At 63.3% G+C, this 25,098-nt stretch carries 23 protein-coding genes; 11 read left to right on the top strand and 12 right to left on the bottom strand.

Features of this window, described 5'->3' with window-relative positions; all coding sequences use genetic code 11:
• Positions 1–717: 717 nt before the first annotated feature.
• Both LCH97_RS05680 and LCH97_RS05675 read right to left on the bottom strand, forming a co-directional pair.
• Complete coding sequence (locus LCH97_RS05680) at positions 718–1,119, bottom strand: hypothetical protein (protein ID WP_227303962.1); 402 nt, start codon at positions 1,117–1,119, stop codon at positions 718–720.
• Entirely contained in the window at positions 1,116–1,691 is a 576-nt protein-coding gene (locus LCH97_RS05675; protein WP_227303961.1) for a thymidine kinase, read from the bottom strand. The genes LCH97_RS05680 and LCH97_RS05675 overlap by 4 nt, the downstream gene beginning before the upstream one ends.
• A gap of 136 nt (positions 1,692–1,827) precedes the next feature.
• On the opposite strand from LCH97_RS05675, the gene LCH97_RS05670 reads away from it, so the two are divergent.
• Positions 1,828–2,253 (top strand): thioesterase family protein, encoded by a 426-nt coding sequence (locus LCH97_RS05670; protein WP_227303960.1) that lies wholly within the window; start codon positions 1,828–1,830, stop codon positions 2,251–2,253.
• Positions 2,254–2,323: 70 nt separating this feature from the next.
• On the opposite strand, the gene mnmC is transcribed toward LCH97_RS05670, so the two are convergent.
• Both mnmC and LCH97_RS05660 read right to left on the bottom strand, forming a co-directional pair.
• Positions 2,324–4,321 carry a bifunctional tRNA (5-methylaminomethyl-2-thiouridine)(34)-methyltransferase MnmD/FAD-dependent 5-carboxymethylaminomethyl-2-thiouridine(34) oxidoreductase MnmC gene (gene mnmC / locus LCH97_RS05665; RefSeq protein WP_227303959.1) on the bottom strand — a complete coding sequence of 666 codons (1,998 nt, stop codon included), beginning with the start codon at positions 4,319–4,321 and terminating at the stop codon, positions 2,324–2,326.
• A gap of 129 nt (positions 4,322–4,450) precedes the next feature.
• Positions 4,451–4,924: a hypothetical protein gene (locus LCH97_RS05660; RefSeq protein WP_227303958.1), complete on the bottom strand. Its 474-nt coding sequence runs from the start codon at positions 4,922–4,924 to the stop codon at positions 4,451–4,453.
• Positions 4,925–5,071: 147 nt separating this feature from the next.
• Between LCH97_RS05660 and clpB the strand changes: the two genes are divergently transcribed.
• Both clpB and LCH97_RS05650 read left to right on the top strand, forming a co-directional pair.
• The gene (clpB, locus tag LCH97_RS05655) at positions 5,072–7,648 is read left to right on the top strand and encodes an ATP-dependent chaperone ClpB (protein ID WP_227303957.1); all 2,577 of its coding nucleotides are present in this window, start codon (positions 5,072–5,074) and stop codon (positions 7,646–7,648) included.
• Positions 7,649–7,907: 259 nt separating this feature from the next.
• Positions 7,908–9,902, top strand: coding sequence for a site-specific recombinase (locus tag LCH97_RS05650; protein WP_227303956.1), 1,995 nt, complete (start codon positions 7,908–7,910; stop codon positions 9,900–9,902).
• A 246-nt stretch (positions 9,903–10,148) separates the two neighbouring features.
• On the opposite strand, the gene LCH97_RS05645 is transcribed toward LCH97_RS05650, so the two are convergent.
• Positions 10,149–10,736: a hypothetical protein gene (locus LCH97_RS05645; protein ID WP_227303954.1), complete on the bottom strand. Its 588-nt coding sequence runs from the start codon at positions 10,734–10,736 to the stop codon at positions 10,149–10,151.
• 227 nt (positions 10,737–10,963) lie between these two features.
• Between LCH97_RS05645 and ahpC the strand changes: the two genes are divergently transcribed.
• The 3 genes from ahpC (at position 10,964) to udp (ending at position 14,327) form a co-directional block, all read left to right on the top strand.
• The gene (ahpC, locus tag LCH97_RS05640; protein WP_026108034.1) at positions 10,964–11,527 is read left to right on the top strand and encodes an alkyl hydroperoxide reductase subunit C; all 564 of its coding nucleotides are present in this window, start codon (positions 10,964–10,966) and stop codon (positions 11,525–11,527) included.
• 178 nt (positions 11,528–11,705) lie between these two features.
• Entirely contained in the window at positions 11,706–13,280 is a 1,575-nt protein-coding gene (gene ahpF / locus LCH97_RS05635) for an alkyl hydroperoxide reductase subunit F (RefSeq protein ID WP_227303952.1), read from the top strand.
• A gap of 273 nt (positions 13,281–13,553) precedes the next feature.
• A complete protein-coding gene (gene udp / locus LCH97_RS05630) occupies positions 13,554–14,327 on the top strand; it encodes a uridine phosphorylase (protein WP_227303950.1) in 774 nt (257 codons plus the stop codon).
• A gap of 87 nt (positions 14,328–14,414) precedes the next feature.
• On the opposite strand, the gene LCH97_RS05625 is transcribed toward udp, so the two are convergent.
• The gene (locus LCH97_RS05625) at positions 14,415–14,960 is read right to left on the bottom strand and encodes a DUF2087 domain-containing protein (RefSeq protein ID WP_227303948.1); all 546 of its coding nucleotides are present in this window, start codon (positions 14,958–14,960) and stop codon (positions 14,415–14,417) included.
• Between the two features lie 196 nt (positions 14,961–15,156).
• Positions 15,157–15,528, bottom strand: coding sequence for a 5-carboxymethyl-2-hydroxymuconate Delta-isomerase (locus tag LCH97_RS05620; RefSeq protein WP_227303946.1), 372 nt, complete (start codon positions 15,526–15,528; stop codon positions 15,157–15,159).
• Positions 15,529–15,674: 146 nt separating this feature from the next.
• On the opposite strand from LCH97_RS05620, the gene LCH97_RS05615 reads away from it, so the two are divergent.
• Positions 15,675–17,594 (top strand): radical SAM protein, encoded by a 1,920-nt coding sequence (locus tag LCH97_RS05615; protein WP_227303944.1) that lies wholly within the window; start codon positions 15,675–15,677, stop codon positions 17,592–17,594.
• 118 nt (positions 17,595–17,712) lie between these two features.
• Positions 17,713–18,393 (top strand): DUF1045 domain-containing protein, encoded by a 681-nt coding sequence (locus LCH97_RS05610; protein ID WP_227303943.1) that lies wholly within the window; start codon positions 17,713–17,715, stop codon positions 18,391–18,393.
• A gap of 78 nt (positions 18,394–18,471) precedes the next feature.
• Here LCH97_RS05610 and LCH97_RS05605 read toward each other — a convergent pair whose 3' ends face one another.
• Both LCH97_RS05605 and LCH97_RS05600 read right to left on the bottom strand, forming a co-directional pair.
• A complete protein-coding gene (locus LCH97_RS05605; RefSeq protein ID WP_227303941.1) occupies positions 18,472–18,810 on the bottom strand; it encodes a DUF1289 domain-containing protein in 339 nt (112 codons plus the stop codon).
• Positions 18,803–19,381 carry a HutD family protein gene (locus LCH97_RS05600; RefSeq protein WP_227303939.1) on the bottom strand — a complete coding sequence of 193 codons (579 nt, stop codon included), beginning with the start codon at positions 19,379–19,381 and terminating at the stop codon, positions 18,803–18,805. The genes LCH97_RS05605 and LCH97_RS05600 overlap by 8 nt, the downstream gene beginning before the upstream one ends.
• A gap of 74 nt (positions 19,382–19,455) precedes the next feature.
• Here LCH97_RS05600 and LCH97_RS05595 point away from each other — a divergent pair, with 74 nt between their 5' ends.
• Positions 19,456–20,004 carry a GNAT family N-acetyltransferase gene (locus LCH97_RS05595; RefSeq protein WP_227303937.1) on the top strand — a complete coding sequence of 183 codons (549 nt, stop codon included), beginning with the start codon at positions 19,456–19,458 and terminating at the stop codon, positions 20,002–20,004.
• A gap of 136 nt (positions 20,005–20,140) precedes the next feature.
• A complete protein-coding gene (locus LCH97_RS05590) occupies positions 20,141–21,349 on the top strand; it encodes an amino acid aminotransferase (RefSeq protein WP_227303935.1) in 1,209 nt (402 codons plus the stop codon).
• A 45-nt stretch (positions 21,350–21,394) separates the two neighbouring features.
• On the opposite strand, the gene LCH97_RS05585 is transcribed toward LCH97_RS05590, so the two are convergent.
• Together LCH97_RS05585 and LCH97_RS05580 are read right to left on the bottom strand one after the other, a co-directional pair.
• Positions 21,395–22,552 (bottom strand): hypothetical protein, encoded by a 1,158-nt coding sequence (locus LCH97_RS05585; RefSeq protein WP_227303933.1) that lies wholly within the window; start codon positions 22,550–22,552, stop codon positions 21,395–21,397.
• Between the two features lie 157 nt (positions 22,553–22,709).
• Positions 22,710–23,060 carry a hypothetical protein gene (locus LCH97_RS05580; protein ID WP_227303931.1) on the bottom strand — a complete coding sequence of 117 codons (351 nt, stop codon included), beginning with the start codon at positions 23,058–23,060 and terminating at the stop codon, positions 22,710–22,712.
• A 171-nt stretch (positions 23,061–23,231) separates the two neighbouring features.
• Here LCH97_RS05580 and LCH97_RS05575 point away from each other — a divergent pair, with 171 nt between their 5' ends.
• Positions 23,232–23,552: a YkgJ family cysteine cluster protein gene (locus LCH97_RS05575; RefSeq protein WP_227303929.1), complete on the top strand. Its 321-nt coding sequence runs from the start codon at positions 23,232–23,234 to the stop codon at positions 23,550–23,552.
• A 48-nt stretch (positions 23,553–23,600) separates the two neighbouring features.
• On the opposite strand, the gene LCH97_RS18770 is transcribed toward LCH97_RS05575, so the two are convergent.
• Entirely contained in the window at positions 23,601–24,701 is a 1,101-nt protein-coding gene (locus LCH97_RS18770; protein ID WP_304956727.1) for a methyl-accepting chemotaxis protein, read from the bottom strand.
• Between the last annotated feature and the right edge of the window lie 397 nt (positions 24,702–25,098).

Below are 25,098 nucleotides of genomic sequence, written 5' to 3'. Positions count from 1 at the left end.
TTGCGGCCAACCTTGATGGTTGAGTGTGAGCGGTGCGACACGAAAGGTAAGAGCATGAAATGTCGATCGAAGAATATTCTGGCTGGTGTATTGCTATGCGGTGTTGCCGGTTTCTCTCAGTCTGCGATGACGCTTATCACAAATAGCCCGCATGCTTGGCGGCTGGAAAACTACGTGGGGGCAGCACGGTAGGTTGGGCTGAATGAAATGAAGCCCAACGTTTACCGCGCCAATAGGCTGGCGGCACGCCATCACCTCCTTGCGGCCAACCTTGGCTGTTTGTTTTGAATCATGATTGCCCACGTTATGCCAAACCATAATATCCGGCGACCCCAAGCACCACGCGGTTTCATCCTGCTGGATCTGCTGGTCGCGTCGCCATCCTAGGTCTGCTGGTCGGCTACGTTGCACCGCGCTACCTCGGCCTGCTATCTAGCGCCGAAGTACGCACCGCGCAGGCGCAGCTGGATGCTGCCGCGAGGCACTGGGCCTGACGGCAGAAGAAGTGGCACAGCTGGTGAACAACAGCTTCGAGGCCAGCTGGCTGCCAGTGCAGGACAAGCAGCGCTGGCTGGGTGAGGTTGGCCGCATTCATGCGCAGTGGCAGGCGGCGCAGGCGGGCTGATTGCTGGCTCTGGCGTAGTAAAACAACAAGGCCACGGCTATGCCGTGGCCTTGTGCTTTGCGGGGCAGCTCAGGCCGCGCGCTGGCCGTGGCTCAGGCTTTGCCCTTGGTCAGCTGGTGATGGTCCAGCAGTACCTGGTAGCTGGCGCTGGCGGCCTCGGCCAGCTCGGCCTGGCGCGGGTGGCCGGCAAAGACCAGCTCGGCGTCCAGGCTGCGCAGCGCGCGGCGGGCGCTGGTGCATACCTCCACCGCGGCGTTGAAGTCCGGGGCGCTGATGACGCGGCCATTGCGGATCTTGCGCGCGTAAACGGCGGCCATTTGCCCGTATTTCATGGCCATTTCGCAGGCTTGCCAGGCGTTGTCTTCTTCCAGGCTGGCAAACAGCTGCAGCACGGTATGGCACGCGGCCTCGGCGCGGGCGTGGCGTTTGTCGGCAGCCTGGCGCTCGGTGCTGGCAGGGGCGGGCTTGCTGCCGCCGTGGCGGGGTTTGCTCATGGTGTGTCTTCCTGGGCATAGCCCTGATAAAAGCATTTGGCACACACGGCGTGGTAGCGCGTGTCGTCACCAATATCAACTTGCGGCCCTTCTTGCAGGCGCTGGCCCTGGCCGTCTACGCGGATATGCATGGTGGCTTTGCGGCCACAGGTGCAGATGGTCTTGATCTCTTCGATGTCTTCTGCCAGCGATAGCAGCCAGGCGGCACCCGGGAAGGGCTCGCCCTTGAAGTCGCTGCGCAGGCCAAAACAGATCACCGGCACGTGGCGGGTGTGCGCCAAACGGTGCAGCTGTTGCGCCTGCTGGCTGGTGAGAAACTGCGCCTCGTCGATCAGCACGCAGGCGATGTCCTGGTAGTCCTGCGCCAGAAAATCAAAGCTGTCGTCGTAGGTCAGCGCGTCGCGCTGGATATTCAGCCGCGAGGTGATCTTGCCCACGCCATAGCGGTTGTCGATGGCGGCGGTGTACAGCCGTACGGCCTTGCCCATGGTTTCGTAGTTGTTGGCGATCTGCAAAAGCTGGGTGCTCTTGCCGCTATTCATCGCCGCGTAGCGGTAAAAAAGTTTGGCCATGGGCGTGTGCATGCGTAAGGGGCTGGCATTTTAGCCCAAGCAGGGCGGGGTGTGCGAACAGTGCGTTTGCGCAGCCGGCTTACGTTTACGGAAGTGTGCCGCTATCATGATGCTGCAATGCACACAAAGGATCACCATGGACAAGAAACTGCCTTTGCTGGACCGCCGTACCATCACCATGCGCTGGGGCGATATGGACGCGGTAGGGCACCTGAACAATACCTATTATTTTCGCTACATGGAGCAGATCCGTGTGGAATGGCTGGACAGCATCGGCCACCCCATCAACCCGGCCGGCATCGGCCCGGTGCTGGGCAGCACCAGCTGTACCTACAAGCGCGAGCTGTCTTACCCGGCTACCGTGATGGTGAGCAGCGAGGTGGTCAAGGTCGGCCGCAGCAGCCTGACACTACGCCATCACTTCTACCTGGCTGGCGACGACAATACCGTGTACGCGGTGGGCGAGGCGACGCTGGTGTGGGTGGATTATCAAGCGGGCAAGTCGGTGTCCATCCCGGAGCCTATCCGCGAGCGGCTGCGCGCTGCGGGGGCCGATGCCTGACGCAGGCTGCACCATAAAAAAGGCGCCGTTCACATGAGCGGCGCCTTTTTGCTTTGTGGTCGAGACGGGGTCAGTCGCGTTCGCGCAGCTTCTGCCGAATGATGTCGCGAATCAGGAAACGGCTGGGGTGGATGGCGTCCATGATGGGCTTGGGCAGCGGTGCCGGCTCCTTGTCCAGCAGGCTGGCCAGTACCTCGCCGCACAGCGGAGCCGTAACCATGCCGCGCGAGCCGTGCGCGGTGCTGACAAACAGGCCGGTTACCTCGGGGGCGTCCTGGCTCAGTTTCAGCGACGCATCGCGGCCCAGAGGGGCGTACAGGTCGTTGAAGGCTTCGCGGTCCACAATGGCACCGCACATGGGCAGGTAGTCCGGGCTGGTGCAGCGCAGCGCAGCGCGGCCATGGCACTGGCTGGCCGCCAGGCTGTCGCCGCCTAGCGCCTGGTGCAGTGCCGGAGCCATCTGCGCCAGCATGTCCAGGTTCTCCTGGTGTTCGCTGTTGCAGGGCTGGGTGTCGCTGGTATCAAACTTGAAGGTGGCGCCCATGCAGTGCGTGCCGTTGCGCGGCGGTGAAATATAGCCTTCACCGCACAGCACGGTTTTCAGCGTGCTGCTGGCGGGGGTGGCGGCAACCACCGATACCTGGCCGCGGATGCGTTTTACCGGCAGGTAGAAGGTGGGGTCGAACTGCACGGTTTCGTTGGCCGTGGCCAGCACGGCAATACCGCCGATGGCCAGTGGGCCATCACTGCCTATGGCCACCCAGCTATGGTCGGCCGGGTTTTGCGATAGCTCGGTAATGGCGGTGGCCAGGCGCACGGTGATGTTGGGATGGTCCAGCAGGCGGCGTACCAGCGCCGGCGGGTGCAGCCAGCCACCTTGCGGGAAATACAGCCCTGCTTGCGTGATGGGTAGCCCAGCCAGCTGCGAGGCTTGCTCGGCGTCCACTGCGTGCAGGATATCGTGCGGCAGGCCCGCCAGTCCCAGGCCTTGCTGGCGTTTGCTTTCTTCGGCATTGTGCGCCAGCTGTAGTACACCGCACTGGCGCCAGGTGTCGTCGCTTTGCGGCAGGCTGCTGGCCAGGGTGCGCAGGCTGTAACTGTAGCCGGACAAAATCAGCTGGGTGAGCGGGGTGAAATGCGGCGACAGCTTGGTGTACAGCACGCCTTGCGGGTTGCCCGAGGCCTCGTTGGCCGGCACCGGATGGCGGTCTACCACGGTGACCTGCCAGCCGCGTATCGCCAGGCTGTAGGCAATGCTGGCACCGGCAATACCGGCACCTACCACAATGGCACTGCGCTCCAGGTGCTCGGGCAGACTGGGGCGTGCATACCAGGGTGCCGACCAGCCTTTGCTGGCGGGGGTGGCCAGCTGGCCACGCGTCATCTCCCGTTTGCTGCCAAAGCCGGGGACTTTTTGCACGGCAAAGCCGGCCTCGGCCAGGCCACGGCGTACCACGCCGGCGCAGGTAAACGTGGCCAGCGTCGCGCCGGGTTTGCTCAGGCGCGCCAGCTGTTCGAACAGTGCCGGCTGCCACATGTCGGGGTTGCGTGACGGGGCAAAGCCATCCAGGAACCACGCATCCACGCTGGCGTCCAGTTCGGGCAGGGTGGCAAGTGCATCGCCTACCAGCAGGGTAAGCGTAATGCGCCCGCCTGCCAGAACAAAGCGGTGCCAGCCCGGTGCCATGGCCTGGTATTGCTGCAGCAGCTCGCCGGCCTCTGCGGCCAACGCTGGCCACATGGCCAGCGCGCGCTGCATGTCGTCAGGGGAGAGCGGGTGCTTTTCCGTGCTGACAAAGGCCAGCCGTGCGCCTGCTGGTGCGTCGGCCAGAAAGCACTGCCACGCCATCAGAAAGTTCAGCCCGGTGCCAAACCCGGTTTCGCCTATGGTAAACAGCTCACCGTTTTGCAGTGCGGCAAAACGCTGCGGCAGATCGTTGTTGTCGATAAATACATGGCGGGTTTCGGCCAGGCCGCTATCGCGCGAGAAGTACACATCGCCGTAGTCGGCCGACATTGGCAGACCGGTGCTCCAGTCCAGACGGGCAGGGTAAAGAGGTGAAGTCATGCTGTTGCCAGGTGCCATGGGCACGCGGTGAATCCGAGATGGTGCATAGTATGCCTGCTTGCAATAAAAGCGCCTATGCGGCAGCGCAAAAAACCGGTCGCGTTTGGCGCGGCCGGTCTGGCGGGTTTGCTAGTCGATTTGCCAGCGCAGGTTGAAGGTGGTGGTGGCGGGCATCATGCGGTCTTTCCAGTGGATTTCCGGCACATAGCCTATCTCCAGCTGCAAAAGCTTGCCCCCTACGGTAACAAAGGGCAGCCCGGCCAGGCCGTGCATGCCGCTGCCGTTGAGGTAGCCCACCATCAGCCCGGCGCCTACGACGATGTCTTCGCCGATTTCCCAGTGTTTGCGGCCGCCGCCGGCCACAAAGTAGGCCGTTTCACGCCGCGAGTCGCGATAGCTGCCGCCACGCACAAACAGGCTGTAGTCCACTTGCGGTTCGGCCAGCTCCAGGCCCAGGCCGGGGTTGCTGTTGTTCAGGTCGCAGTTATAGCGCGTGCCGTCGCAGCTGCCGTGATGCGAGGCACCGAAAACCAGCACCGAGGTGTCTGCCATGGCGCTGCTACAGCCCAGCGCCAGCGTGATGGCCAGTAGTTTTATTTTCATATTGCCCCCCAGTTTTGATAGGACATGCTTTATTGACCGTGGCTTGCTCTTTGATGGTAGGCAAAAAGCCGGCAATGTGAACCTTGAAAAGCAGTGGCTTGCGCCCCAGCTAGATGGCATCGGATTTTCATTGCCAAGGAGGCTGTCATGCGTTTCGACAAACTCACCACCAAATTCCAGCAGGCCCTGGCCGAGTCCCAGAGCCTGGCGCTGGCTTCGGATAATGCTTTCATCGAGCCGCAGCACCTGCTGCTGGCCATGCTGGACGACGCCGAGAGCGGCGTGGGCAGCCTGCTGGCGCGTGCCGGTACCAATATCGGCGCACTCAAAAGTGCGTTGCGCGACAGTGTGGCGCGTTTGCCAAAGGTGAGCGGCGGCGATGGCGACATCACCGTGTCGCGCGAGCTGGGCAAGCTGCTGAACCTCACTGACCAGGCGGCGACCAAACGTGGCGACCAGTTTATTGCCAGCGAACTGTTCCTGCTGGTGTTGGCCGCAGACAAAGGCGAAGCCGCGCGCCTGCTGAAACAGCACGGCGGCCAGCTGTCGGCGATCGTGGCGGCGGTGGACGCGGTACGCGGCGGCGATGGCGTGGATAGCGCCGACGCCGAAGAGCAGCGCGAGGCCTTGAAGAAATACACGCTGGACCTGACCGAGCGCGCGCGCATGGGCAAGCTGGACCCGGTGATCGGCCGCGACGACGAAATCCGCCGCGCCATCCAGGTACTGCAGCGGCGTACCAAGAACAACCCGGTGCTGATCGGCGAGCCTGGCGTGGGCAAGACCGCCATTGTGGAGGGGCTGGCGCAGCGCATTGTGAACGGCGAAGTACCGGAAAGCCTGAAGCACAAGAAGCTGCTGGTGCTGGACATGGCCGGCCTGATTGCCGGTGCCAAGTTCCGCGGCGAGTTCGAGGAGCGGCTGAAAGCGGTGCTGAACGATGTGGCCAAGGACGAAGGCAACATCATCCTGTTCATCGACGAAATCCACACCATGGTGGGCGCGGGCAAGGCCGATGGCGCGATGGACGCCGGCAATATGCTGAAGCCGGCACTGGCGCGCGGCGAGCTGCACTGCCTGGGTGCCACCACGCTGGACGAGTACCGCAAGTACATCGAAAAAGACGCCGCGCTGGAGCGCCGTTTCCAGAAAGTGATGGTCAACGAGCCGTCGGTGGAAGACACCATCGCCATCCTGCGCGGCCTGCAAGAAAAGTACGAAATCCACCACGGCGTGGACATTACCGACCCGGCCATCGTGGCGGCCGCCGAGCTGAGCCAGCGCTACATTACCGACCGCTTCCTGCCGGACAAGGCCATCGACCTGATCGACGAGGCCGCATCCAAGATCAAGATGGAGCTGGACTCCAAGCCGGAAGAAATGGACAAGCTGGATCGCCGCCTGATCCAGCTCAAGATCGAGCGCGAGGCAGTGAAACGCGAGAGCGACGAGGCCTCCCGCAAACGCCTGCAGCTGATCGAGGACGAAATCGACAGCCTGTCGCGCGAATACGCCGATCTGGAAGAAATCTGGAAAGCCGAAAAAGCCAGCCAGCAGGGCAGCCAGGCGATCAAGGAAGAAATCGAGCAGGTAAAACTGGAAATCGAGGAGCTGAAGCGCCGTGGTGACTGGCAAAAGCTGGCCGAGCTGCAGTACGGCCAGCTGCCGCAGCTGGAAAACCGGCTGAAGGACGCCGAGGCCGCCAGTAGCGACGACGCCAAGCCGAACCGCCTGCTGCGTACCCAGGTCGGCGCCGAGGAAATCGCCGAGGTGGTGTCGCGCATGACTGGCATACCGGTGAGCAAGATGCTCACCGGCGAGCGCGACAAGCTGCTGCAGATGGAAAGTGTGCTACAGCAGCGCGTGGTAGGGCAGAACGAGGCGGTAACCGCGGTGGCCGACGCTATCCGTCGTTCGCGCTCCGGCCTGGCCGACCCGAACCGCCCTTACGGCAGCTTCCTGTTCCTGGGGCCCACCGGCGTGGGCAAGACCGAGCTGTGCAAGGCACTGGCCGGTTTCATGTTTGACAGCGAAGAGCACCTGATCCGCATCGATATGTCCGAGTACATGGAAAAGCACTCGGTATCGCGCCTGATCGGTGCGCCACCGGGCTACGTGGGCTACGAGGAAGGCGGCATGCTCACCGAGCAGGTGCGCCGCAAGCCTTACAGCGTGATCCTGCTGGACGAGGTGGAAAAGGCCCACCCGGATGTGTTCAACGTGCTGTTGCAGGTGCTGGACGACGGCCGCCTCACCGATGGCCAGGGCCGCACTGTGGACTTCAAGAATACCGTGATCGTGATGACGTCCAATATGGGCAGCCAGCACATCCAGAACATGGCCGATAGCGACTATCAGGTCATCAAGCTGGCGGTGATGGCCGAGGTGAAGTCGCACTTCCGCCCCGAGTTTGTGAACCGTATCGACGAGCTGGTGGTGTTCCACGCGCTGGGCGAGGCGCAGATAAAGTCCATCGCGCGTATCCAGCTAAAGCGGCTGGAGGCACGTCTGGCCAAGCTGGATATCAGCCTGCAGGTAGGCGACGACGCACTGGCGCTGATTGCCGAAGCCGGTTTCGACCCGGTGTACGGCGCGCGGCCACTGAAGCGCGCCATCCAGAGCGAGATCGAAAACCCGTTGGCCAAAGCCATACTGGCGGGCAAATACCCGCCTAAATCCACGGTGATGGTAGAGGTGGCAGGTGGCGGCCTGCGCTTTGCCTGATGGATGCCGATTCGGGTCCGCGTACCGGGTAGTGTGCGGCCAACCTGCCAGGCAGGTTGGCCGTTTTTCCATGGCCGGTCGCGGGCTGATGGTTTTGCACCAAATGAACCATGGCGCCCGTAGCGTGGTCATAAAAAGACATTGTGCTGACGCACTGCTATGTCTGGCTTGCCAGCCGGGCGGCTTCGCGTCAGTCTGGGCACGGTAAGCCATACCGCCGTGACTCACCAGAATAACGACAACCGTTTCAGGAAGGTGCATGGATCAACTCTTGCAAAACCTGGCCAGCCGCCAGGGTACAGACAGCCCGGTCGGCCCGCTGGCCGAGCTGCTGGCCGCCGTACGGCCCGACGATGCCGGCGACTTTGTGCAGGCCACCAGCAACCTGCGGGCGCTCACTTATTTGCTGAGCCGCCACCCTGAGTACCGCGCCGGCCTGCGCCGCGCCATTCTCGACCTGCTGGGATCTACCCGCCAGGTGCAGCTGTATACCGACACCGGCCTGCTGTCCAACGAGCCGTTTTCTACCGCCATCAAGCGCCGTATCGGCGAGCGCCTGCTACCACCGGCGCGTTCCGCCCACCACCTGGCCGACCAGTTTGGCCTGATCTTCAACCACCCCGAAGACTACCGCTGGGTAAGCAGCGTGGCGCAGGAAGTCTGGCTGGAGCTGTGGCAGGCGCTGAGCTGGGACGAGCTGCCACCCGCTGCGGCCAACCCGGTGCGGCTGCAGCTATTGGAAGCGGTGCAGGTGCTGACCGCGCGCATTACCGCTATCGGGCTGGAGCCGGAGCTGGTGCGTGTTTACCCGGATATCGAGCGCTTCGAGTCGCCGTTTCTGCATCTGGGCGCCGAAGCCATGCGCTATGTGGAATCGGCGCGCCACGCCATGGTGGATACCAGCTGCCAGCCGCTGGACGAAAAACACATGCTGGTGCTGCTGGAGCAGTGCGAGCAGCTGATTGCCCGCCTGCGCAAGGTGGCGCACGAGCGCGGCGTGTCGGTAAGCCTGACCTATCACCTGATCCGTCTGAGCCAGCATATTGGCCGCCTGCGTACCTTGCTGGGCTTGCTGGATACTGACAGCAGCCCGGCGGCCAACGGTACGCTGTTCGGCTTGCTGGCCGAGCTGGTGCGCGCGGACAACCGCCGCTTCAGTGTGCGCGATGTGTTTACCAGCAATACCGAAATGCTGGCGCGCCAGGTCACCGAACACGCTGGCCGCCACGGCGAGCATTACATTGCCGAAGACCGCAAACAGTGGAAAGACATGGCCAGCGCTGCGCTAGGCGCCGGAGTGATTGTCGGTTTCATGGCGCTGGTCAAGCTGCTGCTGGCCAAGCTGCACCTGCCGCTGATCTGGGAGGCGCTGGCCTTCGGCCTGAATTACGCGCTGGGTTTCATGCTGGTGCACGTGCTGCATTTCACCATTGCCACCAAGCAGCCGGCGATGACGGCGGCGCGCATTGCGGCGGTGATTCACGAATCGGGCGGCAAGCCGGATATGCCGCAGCTGGCCGAGCTGGTAGCCAAGGTGATGCGCACCCAGTTTATTGCCATTGTCGGCAACGTGATGGCCGCCATTCCGGTGGCGTGGCTCATTGCCGTGTGCTGGCAGAGCGTGACCGGCGCGCCGGTGGTGAACACCGAAAAAGCCGCCCACCTGCTGGCCGACCTCGACCCGCTGCACAGCCCGGCCATTTTCCACGCCGCCATTGCCGGGGTGTACCTGTTCCTGGCTGGCCTGATCGCCGGCTATTACGACAACCTGGCCATTTACCGGCAGATTCCGCAAAGGTTGGCCGCATTGCCGTGGCTGAACCGCCTGCTGGGCGAGGCGCGTACCCAGCGCCTGGCGCGCTATGTGGAGCACAACCTGGGCGGCCTGGCCGGTAACTTCTACTTCGGCCTGTTCCTGGGCGTGACCGGCACCATCGGCTTCCTGCTGGGCTTGCCGCTGGATATCCGCCACATTACTTTCTCGTCGGCCTACCTGTCGTATGCGGCGGTGAGCTACGACTACCTGATCCCGCTGAATGTGGTGCTGTGGTCGGTGGCGGGCGTGTTGCTGATCGGCATGACCAACCTGCTGGTGAGCTTCATGCTGGCACTGTGGGTGGCATTGCGTTCGCGCAAACTCAAAGGGACCGACGCCTGGCCGTTGTTGCCGGCGCTGGCGCGCCGCTTCTGGCAAAAGCCGAAAGACTTTTTCATTCCGCCCAAGGATGCGGTAGCAGAACCCCCTGCACCTTAAGGCAATGGTTTGTCACCACAGCCAGCCGGTTTGCGCCGGCTGGCTTTTTTTATGGCTGCGGGGTGACCGGCAAGAAAAACCCGCCATGGTGGCGGGCCGAACTCCGGGTATGGAGAGGAGAAACATGCAGCGGGAGATGTCTTTTTTATAGATGTCTATACGATAAATGCCACTGCAGATGGTGAATTCTGTGTTCCGCCCCGAGAACCTTGCGCGGTGCTTGCCCGAGCCGCGGTGAAACCAAGCTCAAAAGTAGCCTGTGGTGCGCTTTTTACTGCGGATATGGGCGGCGTAGGCCTCGGTATTGGTGGTGCTGACTTGCCGTGCCAGGGCGTTGTGCTGCCAGGTCAGAGTGTGGCCGCCGGCCAACTGTTTTTGCAGGAGCAGGGTGTAAGCACCTTGCGGCCAACTATAGGCGGCCACCTGCTTGTTGCCGTGGCCGGCTGGCAGGCCATAGCGTACGGTCAGCTCGCTATATAACGGGTCGATGGGGCTGCCCGCCGGGTAGTCAAACCGTACCTGGTAGAGCGTGTCATCCAGAAAGGCCAGCTGCAGCTCCTGGCTGCCGCCATGCTGCGGCATGGTCACGTGCATGATGATGACCCGCTTGTTGGGGATGTTTTCCGGCGCGGCGCTCAGGAATGCTTCCTGGGCATTGCCATAAAACTCGCCCGTAATATGCGCCTGCTGCGCCAGAATGGTGTGTTGTGCCTGTTCGCGCGTGTGGCTGCCGGGTAGCAGCCCGAATAGCGGCAAGCTGGTTTGCGCGTAGGCGGGCAGGGCGAGGCAGGCCGCCATCAGCCAGCGGGCCGGGGTAGCGTTGGGCAGGGGCATGTCGGTAGCGGGCTCAGGGTTGGCATGCCGGCAGTATATCGTGCTACCGCTTGATGGCGTTGCGCCGGGCACGCGGGGGGTGTGTGCAGGGTGCAGGTGTGCTGGTCACAGGCAGGCGATAAAGAAAATCTAACTATCCGAAAAAATCATTCAATTGGATTTGGCTATTGTTGTGCGGCATGATTGCACCTGTCGACAACGACACCACTGCAACCAAGGAGCCCGATATGTCCATCATCAATAGCCAGATCAAACCGTTTGCCAGCAAAGCCTTCCACAACGGCCAGTTCATCGATGTAACTGACCAGACCCTGCTGGGCAAATGGTCTGTTGTGTTCTTCTACCCGGCCGACTTCACCTTCGTGTGCCCGACCGAGCTGGGCGACCTGGCCGACCTGTACCCGGAATTCCAGAAGCTGGGCGTGGAAATCTACTCCGTTTCCACCGACACCCACTTCACCCACAAGGCGTGGCATGACACGTCTGACACCATCAAGAAAATCCAGTACCCGATGCTGGCTGACCCGACTCACCTGATCTCCCGCAACTTTGGCGTGCTGATCGAAGAAGCCGGCCTGGCCGACCGCGGTACCTTCGTGATCGACCCGGAAGGCAAGATCCAGATCGTTGAAATCAACGCCGGTGGCGTGGGCCGCGACGCAGCCGAGCTGCTGCGCAAGGTAAAGGCCGCCCAGTATGTAGCCGCCCACCCGGGTGAAGTGTGCCCGGCCAAATGGCAAGAAGGCGACGCTACCCTGGCCCCGTCGCTGGACCTGGTAGGCAAGATCTGATTTCCCGCCACGCTGCAGCCGCTGGCTGACAGCACGGCACCTTGACGCGGCTGGCCGGCCTCTCCCGGCTAGCCTCGTCCCCACCCGACATTTATGCCGGGTGCCCCGGAAAGCGGCCTTGCGGCCAACCCTAGCCCTGACGCCGCTTTCCCGGGTACCCGTTACCAAGGAGCACACCATGCTGGACAACAATATCAAGACCCAACTGCAAGCTTATCTGGCCAACCTGCAACACCCCATCGAGCTGGTCGCCAGCCTGGGCGGCGGCGCCAAAGACGAAGAAGTGCGCGGCCTGCTGGCCGATATCGCCAGCCTGTCCGACAAAGTCAGTGCCCGCTTTGACGGCTATGACGCCCGCAAACCATCGTTCACCATTGCCCGCCCTGGCGACGCCGCCCCGCGCGTGCAGTTTGCCGGCGTGCCGATGGGCCACGAGTTCACCTCGCTGGTGCTGGCGCTGCTACAAGTGGGTGGCCACCCGTCCAAGGCCGGGCAGGAGCTGATCCAGCAGGTAAAAGACCTGCAAGGCGAGTTCACTTTCGAAACCTACATCTCGCTGTCGTGCCAGAACTGCCCGGACGTGGTGCAGGCGCTGAACCTGATGGCGGTATTGAACCCCGCCATCCGCCACATCATGATCGACGGCGCGCTGTTCCAGGCCGAGGTCAACGACCGCCAGATCATGTCGGTGCCCACCGTGTACCTGAACGGTGAAGTATTCGGCCAGGGCCGCATGGGGCTGGAAGAAATCGTGGCCAAGCTCGATACCGGCGCCGCCGCCCGCGACGCCGAGAAGCTGGCACAGAAAGACGCCTTCGACGTACTGGTGGTTGGCGGTGGCCCGGCCGGCGCCGCTGCCGCCATCTACACTGCCCGTAAAGGCATCCGCACCGGCGTGGTGGCCGAACGCTTCGGCGGCCAGGTGCTGGACACCATGGGCATCGAAAACTTCATTTCGGTAAAAGAGACCGAAGGCCCGAAACTGGCCATGGCGCTGGAGCAGCACGTCAAAGAGTACGACGTAGACGTGATGAACCTGCAGCGCGCCAGCAAGCTGATTGCCGCCAGCGAAAGCGCCAGTGGCCTGACCGAAGTGCAGCTGCAAAGCGGTGCCACGCTGAAAGCCAAGTCGGTGATTATCGCCACCGGCGCGCGCTGGCGCGAAATGAACGTGCCGGGCGAGCAGCAATACCGCAACAAGGGCGTGGCCTACTGCCCGCACTGCGATGGCCCGCTGTTCAAAGGCAAGCGCGTAGCGGTGATTGGCGGCGGCAACTCCGGCGTGGAAGCCGCCATCGACCTGGCGGGCATCGTGTCGCACGTTACCCTGCTGGAATTCGGCGACACCATGCGCGCCGACGCTGTGCTGCAAAACAAACTGCGCAGCCTGCCCAATGTGACGGTGATCCTGCAGGCGCAAACCACCGAAGTCACCGGCGACGGCAACAAGGTTAACGGCCTGGCCTATACCGACCGCGTCAGCGGCGAGGCACGCCATATCGCACTGGAAGGCATCTTCGTGCAGATCGGCCTGCTGCCCAATACCGACTGGCTGAAAGGCACCATCGAGCTCAGTAGCCGTGGCGAGATCCTTACCGGCCGCCACCAGGACACCAGTGTGGCTGGCGTATTTGCCGCCGGCGACGTGACCGACGTGCCGTACAAGCAGATCATCATCGCCATGGGCGAGGGTGCCAAAGCTGCGCTGGGCGCCTTCGACCACCTGATCCGCAGCAGCGCGCCGGCTGCCTGAAACAACACTGTGTAACGCCTCCTTGGGCGCCCTGTGGTCTTGTGACCCAGGGCGTTTTTTTTGGCTGTGGGGCTAGCCAGTTTTTCTTGCCTTATCAAGCGAGTGTGGCTGAAAGGTGTCAGCCGATAAAAAGCACTTCAATTTGCGGCCAACTTCAGGTAAAAAGAGCCATCACGTCATGCCCGCCCGCCGGGTGTGACGCTTTTTGTTTCTGGCCCGCGGCTGCACACGTCTTGCTACCGCGGGCCTCACGTTTTCACGAGAGGAGACCCCGTGTCCCACGGCGATACCCCATCCGATGTATTCCACCTGGGCCTGACCCGCGCCCAGCTCGAGGGCGCTACCCTGGCCATCATTCCGGGCGACCCGGCACGCGTTGAACGCATTGCCCGCAAGCTCGACAACCCGCGCCATCTGTCTACCCAGCGCGAATTCACCACCTGGCTGGCCGAAATCGACGGCAAGCCTATCGTGGTGTGTTCCACCGGTATCGGTGGCCCATCCACCTCCATCGCGGTAGAGGAGCTGGCGCAGCTGGGCGTGCGCACCTTCCTGCGCGTGGGCACCACCGGTGCCATCCAGCCGCACATCAATGTGGGCGACGTGCTGGTGACCACCGGCGCGGTACGTCTTGATGGCGCCAGCCAGCACTTTGCGCCGCTGGCCTACCCGGCGGTGGCCGACTTTGCCTGCACCACCGCGCTGGTGAACGCCGCCCGTGACGCCGGCCAGGCCGTGCACGTGGGTATTACCGCGTCCAGCGATACCTTCTACCCTGGCCAGGAACGTTACGACACCTACAGCGGCCGCGTGGTGCAGCACTTCGTTGGCAGCATGCAAGAATGGCAGGCGATGGGCGTGATGAACTACGAAATGGAATCGGCCACGCTGCTGACCATGTGCGCCACCATGGGCCTGCGCGCCGGTATGGTGGCGGGCGTGCTGGTGAACCGCACGCAGCAGGAAATCCCCGACACCACGCAGATCAAGGCGTCGGAAACCACGGCGGTGGATATCGTCATCGCCGCCGCGCGCCAGCTGGTCTAAGCCGTGCCATGCGGCCAACTCTGGCCGCTGGTGCAAAAAAGCCCTGCCTTTTCAAGGCAGGGCTTTTTCGTGGCTAGCGCTTAGCCATCAGCCGGCTTGCCGGCGGCGGCTCACTTCGGCCACCAAGGGCTGCAGCTCGGCTGGCACCACGTGGTCCAGCCGCCAGTAGACGCGGCAATCGGGCGTGCGTGCCAGCAGGCCGTGGTTTACCAGCTCGCGGCGCAGCAGCACGTGGTCGCCAAAGGTTTGCGCCAGACGCAGGGCGTCGTTGATGACCGCCTCGCCATGCTGGCCGCGCCCTGGCAGCTGCGGCCAGATCGCCCACAGGCATTGCTGCTGCTCGCTGTACTTTTTTGGCCAGCGCTGCAGGCAGCCTTGCGCGTTAAAGTGGCGCAGCAGGCGCTGGGTGAGCGCGTCGTGCTGCCGCAGGGTTGGCCGCGGGGTATCGGGTGCGGTGGCGGTGGGCGCGGCGGCTAGCCAGTGCTGGAAGTTGTGGTAGCCACTGGCGCGGGCCAGCATGTTCAGCAGCTGCAGGTGGCCGGGCGTGCCGTCGCTGGCGGCCCATTGCTGTTTGAGCGAGCGCGCCAGGGCGGAAATGTCGGGGCTGTAAAAGGGATGAAGCGTACGAGACATGGTCGAATCCTGTCTGCGTGCCAAAGTCGGAAGACTGCCGCTGGTCGCCGTTGCGGCCTGGCACGGGTTCGAGCCAAGCAGAAAGCCAAGACAGCAGGTTTAGCGTGGTAACGGTACCGGCGACGCCTGGGTGAACTGCAGACCCGGCGGGCATGATAGCGCTGCGCCAGGCTGGCCGCAAGCAAGGTGGCTGCGCTCAGCCCTGCTTCTGGCGGTGCTGCTTGGCGTAGCTGGCGCGGGCGATTTGCTGGATTTCGCACGACACCTGCACGTCCAGCGCCGGGTCGGCAGGGCAGTGCACCAGCAGCGTGTCCAGCACCTGCTGCGCCAGCGTTTGCTGTACGGCCTCGCTGCGGCCTTCCAGGATAGCCAGCCGGGCGTGGATAAAGGCACGCTGCGGGTCGCTGGCGGTGCCGACCTGATAGCAGCTTACGGCATAGGCGCGGCTTTTGATGTCGATCTCGCTGAACTGGCCGCTGGCTTCCAGTGCCAGGTTGGCTTGCTGCAGGGCGGTAGCCGCGTCGAAGCTGGCGAGGTTGTCGCTGTATTCCAGATATAAGTGGGGCATGGCGTGTCGCATAGGCTAGGGGCTTGGGGTGGCCATGATACCGCAGCTGCCGCAGGCGCCCGCAAGTGGCCAAAACATGCGACAATCGCGCCAGTTTTTGCGGGCAGCCACGGCTGCCCGCCTTCGTTTGTTACCGGAAGCCTGCCATGTCCCAGATCGCCAGTGTGCGCGTGTTGTCGCTGATCCCGCCGATGACGCAGCTGAATACGCCTTACCCGTCCACCGCCTATATCACCGGCTTTTTGCGCGCGCGCGGGGTGACGGCGGTGCAGGAGGATCTGGCGCTGGCGCTGGTGCTGCAGCTGTTTTCGATCGATGGCTTGCAGGCTATCCGCCAGCGTATCGACACCATCGCGCCGAAGAAGCGCAGCGCGCAGGTGCGTTTCTTCGTGGACAACTTCGAGCAATACCTGGCCACCATCGACCGCGTCATTGCCTTTTTGCAGGGGCGCGACAGTACGCTGGCGCACCGCATTTGCAGCCGTGGCCTGCTGCCGGAAGGGGCGCGCTTTGCCGCGCTGGACAACTACGTGGACCCAGACGACCCGTACGGCGGCGACCCGCTGGCCTGGGCGTTTGGCGCGCTGGGCAGCTACGACCGCGCCCGCCACCTGGCCACGCTGTACCTGAACGACCTGGCCGACGTGGTGCGCGACGCCGCCGATAGCCGCTTCGAGTTCGTGCGCTACGCCGAATCGCTGGCCATGAGCCAGCCCACCTTCGAGCCGCTGGCCAAAGGCTTGGCCGCACCGCCTACGCTGGTAGACGATATGCTGGCCGCCCTCACGGTGGCGGCGGTGGAGCGCCACCAGCCCGACCTGGTGCTGCTGTCGGTGCCGTTCCCCGGTTCGGTGTACGCCGCCTTCCGTATTGCGCAAACCATCAAGGCACGTTGGCCGCATATCCGCACCGCGCTGGGCGGCGGCTTTGCCAATACCGAGCTGCGCGAGCTGAAAGAGCCGCGTGTGTTCGATTATTTCGACTTTGTCACGCTGGACGATGGCGAAAAGCCGCTGCTGGCGCTGATCGAGCACCTGCAAGGCCAGCGCGGTATCAGCCGCCTGGTGCGCACCTATGTGCGCGAGGGTGACGCGGTGCGCTACATCAACATGATGGAGGCCGATATCCCGTTCGAAGAAGTCGGCACGCCCACCTGGGACGGCCTGCCGATTCACCGTTACCTGTCTCTGCTGGACATGCTCAACCCCATGCACCGGCTGTGGAGCGATGGCCGCTGGAACAAGCTGACCGTAGCGCACGGCTGTTACTGGAAGAAGTGCAGCTTTTGCGACGTGACCTTGGACTACATCTCGCGCTACGAAACCGCATCCGCCGAGACGCTGGTGGACCGCATCGAGGCCATCATTGCCGAAACCGGCCAGACCGGCTTCCACTTTGTAGACGAAGCCGCGCCGCCCAAGATGCTGCGCGCCTTGGCCGAGGAGCTGCTGCGGCGCAAGGTGTCGATTTCGTGGTGGGGCAATATCCGCTTTGAAAAATCGTTCACCCCCGAGCTGTGCCAGCTGCTGGCCGAATCCGGCTGTATCGCCATCTCCGGCGGGCTGGAGGTGGCGTCCGATCGCCTCTTGAAGCTGATGAAAAAAGGCGTGTCGGTAGAGCAGGTGGCGCGCGTGACGCAGGGCTTTACCGAGGCCGGCATCCTGGTACACGCCTACCTGATGTACGGTTTTCCCACCCAGACGGTGCAAGACACGGTGGACGCGCTGGAGTACGTGCGCCAGCTGTTCGAGAACGGCTGTATCCAGAGCGGCTTCTTCCACCGCTTTGCCTGTACCGTACACTCGCCGGTGGGGCAGAACCCGGACGAGTACGGCGTGAAGCTGATCCCGCTGCCCGAAGTGACGTTTGCCAAGAACGATGTGGGTTTCATCGACCCCACCGGTACCGACCACGACACGCTGGGCCGTGGCCTGAACAAGGCGCTGTACAACTACATGCACGGCATTGGCCTGGACGCCGACGTGCGCGAGTGGTTCGAGATGCGCGTGCCACGCAGCCGCGTGCCGCGCCATTTCATCAGCAAGGCGCTTAATCCTCAGCGTTAAACACGGCATGGCATGGCGTGCGGCCAACCTGGCGCAAAGGTTGGCCGCATTTTTTTGCCATACAGCTGGTGGCTGGAGTAGGGTAGCGGCCCTTGTTTGACGTTTTTGTGAAGATACGATGCGCTATGCCATCTATTACGCGCCCGCACCGCGCAGCGCCCTGTGGCGCGCCGGCAGCGAATGGCTGGGCTGGGACGCCGCCCGTGGCGTTACCCTGTTGCCGCCCGCGCTGCCCGGGGGGCTGCTCGCCCGTTTGTCGCCGCTGACGCGCCGCGCCGCGCATTACGGCTGGCACGCCACGCTGAAGGCGCCGTTCCGGCTGGCCGACGGTGTGGACGAGGCACAGCTGCTGCAACAGGTTGCCGCCCTGGCCGCCACCTGTACGCCTTTTTCGCTGCCCTTGCAGGTAGGCACGCTACGCGACGCCACCGTGCTGCGTGTGGCGGGCGACACAGCTGCCATAGACGCGCTGGCCGAGCGCTGCGTGCGCCAGCTGCTGCCGCAGGGGGCACCGGCGCCGGATCGCCCCGGCCTGAGCCCGCGCGAAGCCGAGCTGCACGCTGCCTGGGGCTACCCCTACGTACTGGACCAGTTCTGTTTTCACCTGACGCTGGCGCGCCTCAGCCGCGAGCCGGCCTTGCAGGCGGCCATCGAGCGCGCGGCAGCCGCGCATTTCGACGGCCTGCTCCAGGCAGACGTGGCTGCGCTGGCGGTGTTTGTGGAACCCCGCCCCGACGAGCCGATGCGGCTGCTGGCGGAATGCGGTTTTGATGGCAGCCTCACCCGCCATCTGCGCTGACCCGGCCTGGCGTAGCAAAGACAAAAGCCCTGCGGCCAACCTTGTTCTGGTTGGCCGCAGGGCTTTTTGGCGTGTGCTTTAGCGGCTTGCCGCCGCCAGGTGCAGGCAGGCCGGGCACAGGCAGTCGCCGCTGGCGCTGGCAGGGCTGGCCAGTGGCGGCAGGTCGGCGCACCAGCAGCCGCCCTGGCGGCCACCCGTGCCGCAGGCAAAGGCGCTGCCGCATTGCGTGCAGTGCAGCTGGCGCACCGGCAGGGGCTGGCGCAGGCTGGCGATGCGGTCCAGCGCCGCCTGCTTTTGTGCGTTGCTGGCGCTGGACCAGCCGGTGATCTCATCCAGCGTGCGCAGGCAGCCGGTGCAGTAGCGGCGGCTATCGTCCAGCTTGCACTGCTTGATGCAGGGCGAGGCGACCTCAGTCATGGTTGCCATCTGTCAGGGCGAAGCTGGCCAGCAGCAGGGTAGTGGGCTGTGCGCAGTGCAGGGTGGGTTCGGTGGCCTCATCCAGCCAAGTGGCCTCCATACTGTGCAGCGTGTGGTCGCCCCATTGCAGCTGGCCGCTGGCGACAAACAGCAGGCTACGCGCTGGCAGCATCAGGCGGTGGCTGCCCGCATCCATCACCCGTTGCTGGCAGTGGTGGCGGGCCAGGCCGCGCCGGCTCATCACGTTAAAGTCGCGTACCTTGCCGCCCAGGCGCAGGCCGGCCAGCGGCAAGGCGCCGTCGAATGCCAGCGGCGGCTGGCCCGCCAGCAGGGTGCCATATAGCTGGGCACCGTTCATCAGCGCCAGGCCGTCGCCTTCCAGTATGGCCAGGCTGCGGTCTACGCCGGCAAAGTGCGAAAACGGGCCATCACTGTCGACTTCGGCCACGCTGACGCGGTAGGTAAAGCTATCCAGGCTGGCCCCGGGCGGGTAGGCCAGTAGCTGGCGGGTACTGCCGCCGCCGTTTTTCCAGGTGCTGGGCGGGCAGTCCTGCAGTCGAATAATGTGCATGATTATTGTTTGATGTTTCTGTGCCGAGGCGCGATGGTAGCATGGCTGTTTCTACTGCTACAGGGGAAGTCACCATGTCCGACATTAGCTTGCGCCCCGCCGGCCCCGGCGACGATGCCTTGCTAGCCAGCCTGCACGCCGGTAGCTGGCAGCACGCCTACGCCGGCCAGCTGCCGGCGGCATTTCTGCGCGACGAGCTGGGCGATTTCATGGCCGCCAAATGGGCCGCGCGGCTGGCCGAGCCGGCGGGTAGCTACCGCATCGCCATTGCCGAGGTGGGCGGTGTGGCTGCCGGTTTTGTCTGCCTGTGGCCGGGCGCCGAGCCGGACAAGGGGGTGTATCTGGACAACCTGCACGTGCTGGCGGCGTTTCAGGGCCTGGGGCTGAGCAAGCGCCTGATGGCGTGGGCGGCTGCCGAAACACAGCAGGGTTGGCCGCAGCAGCCGCTATTCTTGTACGTGCTGGCGGCAAACGCGCAGGCGCGGGCGGTGTACCGGCGTATGGGCGGATTTGAAACAATGCATCAGGATGTGGCCATGCCGGGCAATGTCACCCTGCCTGCCATGCAGGTTACGTGGCAGGATGTGCCGGGCTTGCTGGCTTTGCTGCAACGGCAGGGGTGATGCGTCAAGGCGCTTGTCGCAGCGCAACAGCAGGGTGCGTGGTAGACTTTCGCCATCCGGTTTCTTCTTGCGTGCCAGCCTGTGCGGCCAACCCGTACCGCGGGCCGGCATGTTTTGCCATCACATGGAGCCCTGCATGTCCTCTTCGATTTTCGCCGCCGTAGAAATGGCACCGCGCGACCCGATTCTGGGTCTGAACGAAGCTTTTAACGCCGATACCCGCCCGGTCAAAGTAAACCTGGGTGTGGGCGTTTATTACGACGACAACGGCAAAATCCCGCTGCTGGCCGCAGTAAAATCCGCCGAAAAAGCCCGCCTGGAAGCCATGCCGCCGCGTGGTTACCAGCCTATCGAAGGCCCGGCAGCCTACACCCAGGCCGTACAAAACCTGCTGTTCGGTACCGGTAGCGAGCTGGCTGAGTCCGGCCGCGTGGTGACCGCCGAAGCCCTGGGTGGTACCGGCGCACTGAAGATCGGTGCCGACTTCCTGAAACGCCTGAACCCGGACGCCAAGGTGTACATCAGCGACCCGTCGTGGGAAAACCACCGCGCGCTGTTCGAGTCGGCCGGTTTCACCGTGGAAAACTACCCGTACTACGACGCAGAAACCCGTGGCGTGAACTTTGCTGCCATGAAGGCTTTCCTGCTGGGTCTGGACGCCGGCTCCATCATCGTGCTGCACGCCTGCTGCCATAACCCGACCGGCGCCGACATGAGCGACGCCCAGTGGGCGGAAGTGGTAAACGCCTGCCGCGAAAAAGGCCTGGTGCCGTTCCTGGACATGGCTTATCAGGGCTTTGCCGACGGTATCGAAGCCGACGCCGTAGCCGTGCGCCTGTTCTCCGCTTCCGGCCTGCAGTTCTTCGTGTCCAGCTCCTTCTCCAAGAGCTTCTCGCTGTACGGCGAGCGCGTAGGCGCACTGTCCATCGTAACCGCCAGCAAGGAAGAAGCCGGCCGCGTGCTGTCGCAGCTCAAGCGTGTGATCCGCACCAACTACTCCAACCCGCCGATCCACGGTGGTGCCGTAGTGGCTGCCGTACTGTCCAGCCCGGCACTGCGCCAGCAGTGGGAAGACGAGCTGGCCGGCATGCGCGATCGCATCCGCGCCATGCGTACTGCACTGGTGGAAGCCATCCAGGCGCAGGGCGTTAGCCAGGACTTCAGCTTTGTGATCAAGCAACGCGGCATGTTCAGCTACACCGGCCTGACCGTGGCCCAGGTAGAGCGCCTGAAAGAAGAGTTCGGCATCTACGCCGTATCTACCGGCCGTATCTGCCTGGCAGCACTGAACAGCAAGAACATCGGCTACGTGGCCGAAGCCATTGCCAAGGTGGTAAAGGCTTAAGCCTTTGATCCGCCGAAAAAAGCCCCGCCAGCTGGCGGGGCTTTTTCATGCCTGTCGCGTGAGCCAGGCAGCCAGTAGCCAGCCTGCCGCACAGCACACCAGCAAGGCGCTGGCTGCGCCGATGTGATTGGCCAGCCCGCCCGCCAGCAAGCTGCTGATAGCCGCGACCAGCACCTGCTTACGGTAGCTGCGCGCACTGGCGGCGGCAGTATGCTGTTTGTCGAACGTCTGCAGCAGGCCGTGCCAGCCCAGGCTGAACACCACATTCGACAGCACATGGGCAGCAAACACCAGTAACAAGGCCAGGCTTGGCCATGGCAGCCAGGCAATGGCCAGATAGCAGGCGGAAAAGCCGGCCAGGCAGCCCAGCATCAGGCCACGGTTGTGCCGGCCCAGCTGCTGGCTGCTCACCAGCAGCGGCCCGCACAGCTGGCCAAGGCTGCGGGCAAACAGCAGAGGCAGCACCTGCTGCGCCTGCTGGCTATGTGGCGGCAACAGCGCCGGTAACAATGCCATGGCCGGCGCACCCACGGCAGCCAGCGCCGGCAAGATAGCCAAGGCACGGCGCTGCCTGTTGTCCAGCCTGGCGGGCAAAGGCTGGATGGCGATGTGATGGGCTAGCGCTTGTGCGGGGATGAGTGCCAGCAGTATCACCGCCCCGCCAAAGCTGCTGGCAGCCAGGAGCAATAGCCACGCGTTGCCCAGCAAGCCGTGCAGCAGGGCGCCAGCACCGACGCCCATGACCACGTGGCAGGCAAAGGCGAGGGTGTCGAGCAAGGCGGCTGCGGGCAGCTCGTGTGCGGCCAACCTTGCCTTGCCATAATGCGCCAGTGCCGGCAGCGCCATGCCGCTGCCTAGCGTAGCCATGGCCGTACCCAGTTGAAGCCAGCCGGTGGCGGAAGAGGCTACCCCTTGCCAAAGCATTAGCAAGCCGGCCATCCCGGCTAGTTCGCCGAGCATTAACACATAGCGGCAATCGCTACGGCGCAATAGCCGCTCGCCCAGCAGGCTGCCCAGTAGCCCGGGTGCGCTGGAGAGCACAAAGCTCAGCGCCAGGGTGGCGGGGGCGGCCTGTCGGGCCAGTAATTCGGTGTAAACGACAATGAAACAGAGGCCGCTGCCGATGGAGCTCAGCAGTAGTGCCGCGCACAAACGGCGCAGCCAGGCGTGCGCGCACAATGCGCGCCAGAAAATAGGGAACATGATGTCTTCCTGAATAGCGTAGCCGCACCCCGATCGGGGCGAGTAGTCAGTACGGTGTCAGGAGGGCATCACATGGGTAGGCGGGTATTCGATAAAACAGAACAACCCGCATGGTGCGGGCTGCTGAGGGGGGTGTCAAGCGCAGGCGGGATAGCGCTCAGTCGTCGTGATCGCGGTAGTGGCCGGGGCCGCGATGCTTGTGGCCGTGCTTTTTGTGGCCCCAGGCTTTGCCGTGTGGCGGCTGGTATTCGGTTCTGCGGTAATCCGGGCGGCTTGGCTGCTGTACCACCACAGTCTGCGGTTTGTTCTTGGCAGCGATGACCGCGCCGGTGGCACCGCCGATAGCGCCACCGATGATGGCACCGTCACGGCCGCCAACACTTTGGCCGATGGCTGCGCCGGCCGCACCGGTGGCTGCGCCTACGATAACGCTGTGCAGGTCGTTGGCTTGCGCCTGGACGCTCAGGCTACCCAGAGCCAGGGCGATTAGCGGGAGGAGGTGGCGCATGGTGGTTTCCTTGTTGCAATTGATGCTGGCAGTGTAGGCCGGCGCGTGCGGCTGCTCTGCTACGCTTTTGTACCGGCTATGTGACAGCGTGTGACAAGGGGCTTGACCGGACCGCGGCGGGCGAAAAAAATAATCGTCCGATCATTTTGCTGCTGTTACAGCCCTTAGCGTATGTCTGCCTGTCTGGATTGCGGCGCCTGCTGCGCCACGTTTCGTGTGTCTTTTTACTGGGCCGAAGCCGAAGATGGCGGCGGCAGCGTGCCGGTACACCTGACTGAAAAAGTCGATAGTTTTCACCGCTGCATGCGCGGTACCTGGTCTGCCGCACCTCGTTGTGCTGCACTGCAAGGCGAGGTTGGCCGCAAGGTAAGCTGTGCCATTTACCCGCAGCGGCCCAGCCCGTGCCACCAGGTAGAAGAGGGCTCGGCGCAGTGCCAGCGTGCGCGCCGGCATCATGGCCTGCTGCCACTGGCCGAGCCATTGCCGGCATGAAAAAGCCCGGCTAGCCATGGGCTGCCGGGCGTGCTGTGCGTGACAGGCTCAGACTTTATTCTGGCAGGGGATGACTTCCATCTGCGTGAGCAAGTCCATCACTTCTACCGATGCGCGCTCCATATCGTGCAGTGCACGCGTGGCGGTGCTGAAGTCGCCGGCGTAGAAGGCCTGTAGTGCCTTGCGGCCTTGTTCGTGCACGCGTTCGTGCGGGGCATCCAGCTGGGTGTAGCTGTGGGTGCCTCGGCACTCGTGGTGGCCGCGGCCCTCGAAATACCATTTGCCCAGGCGGCAGTTGCGGTGGCTGGAAACCTGATCCGGGTTCAGGGTGTGGTAGCCGATAAAGGCCTTGTAGATATCCAGCTTGAACACGATATGGTCCAGCTTCACCACTTCCATGAAGCTGGTGTTGGTGCCGCTGGCAATGGCGTTGGCCATGGCTTCGCTGTCGCTGACCAGCTTCTTGATGGCGGTGGCGATTTCCAGGCCGGTGTTGCGGTAGCCTTCAGCCTGTTCGGCGGCTTCACCTACTTGCTGCTTGGTGTTGTTGGACGCGGTTTCCACGTCGGTCACCAGGCTGGCGATTTCGTTGGTAGCCTGGCTGGTGCGTTCGGCCAGCTTGCGTACTTCGTCGGCTACTACGGCAAAGCCGCGGCCCTGTTCGCCGGCGCGTGCGGCTTCGATGGCAGCGTTCAGTGCCAGCAGGTTGGTTTGGTCGGCTACATCCTTGATCAGTTGCACAAACTGGCGAATCTGCCCGGTTTTGCTGCTGAGGGTATCCATTTGCTGCGCGGTTTGCTGCTGGGCATCGGCAATACGGGTAAAGCTCTCGGCCAGGGTGTCTACCGCGCCACGGGTATGGTGCAGGCTGGAAATGGCATCGGTGGCCAGCGCAAACTTGGTTTCCATCATTTCGGCCAGTGCAGCAAACGACTGGCGGATGGAGGCCGTGCTTTCACAGAACTCGCCAAATGGTTCGCGGTACACCGCACGTTTGGACTGGTTAACCTGTTCTTCTTGCTGTGCCTGCTGGCATTGTTGATAAGCGCTCTGGCAGGCTTGCAGCTCGCGCGCCAGCGCGGCTTTTTCTTTGTCCAGCTCGTCAATGCGGGCTTGCAGGGCGTCGATTTTCTTGCGATTGCCAAACATGTTCTAGTGCTCCATCCAGCGTAATTGTTTGAATTTTGCTTGTTGCTGTGAGAATACCTTCACTTCCCTACCGGCGGCTAAGTAATTGTGTGCCGGTGTTGCTTTGGGTCAGGCTTATTGGCTTGGCATTTGGTCGGTTTTCCGAACGCCAGGCGGGTTTTTGTACGGCAAACCGGCGTGTAAAGGGCGAGCTGGTTTTGTTAAGTCTTTGTTTTTTAATAAGGTGACTGGTGCGATAAAAGCTGGCCTGCAATCTGCTTATACAGGGCTAGAGCCGATACCCGAATGCGGCCAATAAAAACACCTCGGGATAGAGCAAAAACCACAATCCGGCAACGACCGGACGTCGTCGGGCCGCCTCGCAGCGGTGACAGCTGCGGGGCGGTTCACGGCCCAT

This window comes from Vogesella sp. XCS3, assembly GCF_020616155.1.
In the GTDB taxonomy this organism is placed as follows: Bacteria; Pseudomonadota; Gammaproteobacteria; order Burkholderiales; family Chromobacteriaceae; genus Vogesella.
Note: the sequence above shows the minus strand (reverse complement) of the source record. Positions and strands in the feature narration are given on the sequence as shown.

Excerpts from the sequence above, each read along its gene's own strand:
- LCH97_RS05680 (WP_227303962.1), bottom strand. The coding sequence starts at position 1,119 with ATGAGCAAACCCCGCCACGGCGGCAGCAAGCCCGCCCCTGCCAGCACC.
- LCH97_RS05675 (WP_227303961.1), bottom strand. The coding sequence starts at position 1,691 with ATGGCCAAACTTTTTTACCGCTACGCGGCGATGAATAGCGGCAAGAGC.
- LCH97_RS05670 (WP_227303960.1), top strand. The coding sequence starts at position 1,828 with ATGGACAAGAAACTGCCTTTGCTGGACCGCCGTACCATCACCATGCGC.
- mnmC (WP_227303959.1), bottom strand. The coding sequence starts at position 4,321 with ATGACTTCACCTCTTTACCCTGCCCGTCTGGACTGGAGCACCGGTCTG.
- LCH97_RS05660 (WP_227303958.1), bottom strand. The coding sequence starts at position 4,924 with ATGAAAATAAAACTACTGGCCATCACGCTGGCGCTGGGCTGTAGCAGC.
- clpB (WP_227303957.1), top strand. The coding sequence starts at position 5,072 with ATGCGTTTCGACAAACTCACCACCAAATTCCAGCAGGCCCTGGCCGAG.
- LCH97_RS05650 (WP_227303956.1), top strand. The coding sequence starts at position 7,908 with ATGGATCAACTCTTGCAAAACCTGGCCAGCCGCCAGGGTACAGACAGC.
- LCH97_RS05645 (WP_227303954.1), bottom strand. The coding sequence starts at position 10,736 with ATGCCCCTGCCCAACGCTACCCCGGCCCGCTGGCTGATGGCGGCCTGC.
- ahpC (WP_026108034.1), top strand. The coding sequence starts at position 10,964 with ATGTCCATCATCAATAGCCAGATCAAACCGTTTGCCAGCAAAGCCTTC.
- ahpF (WP_227303952.1), top strand. The coding sequence starts at position 11,706 with ATGCTGGACAACAATATCAAGACCCAACTGCAAGCTTATCTGGCCAAC.
- LCH97_RS05625 (WP_227303948.1), bottom strand. The coding sequence starts at position 14,960 with ATGTCTCGTACGCTTCATCCCTTTTACAGCCCCGACATTTCCGCCCTG.
- LCH97_RS05620 (WP_227303946.1), bottom strand. The coding sequence starts at position 15,528 with ATGCCCCACTTATATCTGGAATACAGCGACAACCTCGCCAGCTTCGAC.
- LCH97_RS05615 (WP_227303944.1), top strand. The coding sequence starts at position 15,675 with ATGTCCCAGATCGCCAGTGTGCGCGTGTTGTCGCTGATCCCGCCGATG.
- LCH97_RS05610 (WP_227303943.1), top strand. The coding sequence starts at position 17,713 with ATGCGCTATGCCATCTATTACGCGCCCGCACCGCGCAGCGCCCTGTGG.
- LCH97_RS05605 (WP_227303941.1), bottom strand. The coding sequence starts at position 18,810 with ATGACTGAGGTCGCCTCGCCCTGCATCAAGCAGTGCAAGCTGGACGAT.
- LCH97_RS05600 (WP_227303939.1), bottom strand. The coding sequence starts at position 19,381 with ATGCACATTATTCGACTGCAGGACTGCCCGCCCAGCACCTGGAAAAAC.
- LCH97_RS05595 (WP_227303937.1), top strand. The coding sequence starts at position 19,456 with ATGTCCGACATTAGCTTGCGCCCCGCCGGCCCCGGCGACGATGCCTTG.
- LCH97_RS05590 (WP_227303935.1), top strand. The coding sequence starts at position 20,141 with ATGTCCTCTTCGATTTTCGCCGCCGTAGAAATGGCACCGCGCGACCCG.
- LCH97_RS05585 (WP_227303933.1), bottom strand. The coding sequence starts at position 22,552 with ATGTTCCCTATTTTCTGGCGCGCATTGTGCGCGCACGCCTGGCTGCGC.
- LCH97_RS05580 (WP_227303931.1), bottom strand. The coding sequence starts at position 23,060 with ATGCGCCACCTCCTCCCGCTAATCGCCCTGGCTCTGGGTAGCCTGAGC.
- LCH97_RS05575 (WP_227303929.1), top strand. The coding sequence starts at position 23,232 with ATGTCTGCCTGTCTGGATTGCGGCGCCTGCTGCGCCACGTTTCGTGTG.
- LCH97_RS18770 (WP_304956727.1), bottom strand. The coding sequence starts at position 24,701 with ATGTTTGGCAATCGCAAGAAAATCGACGCCCTGCAAGCCCGCATTGAC.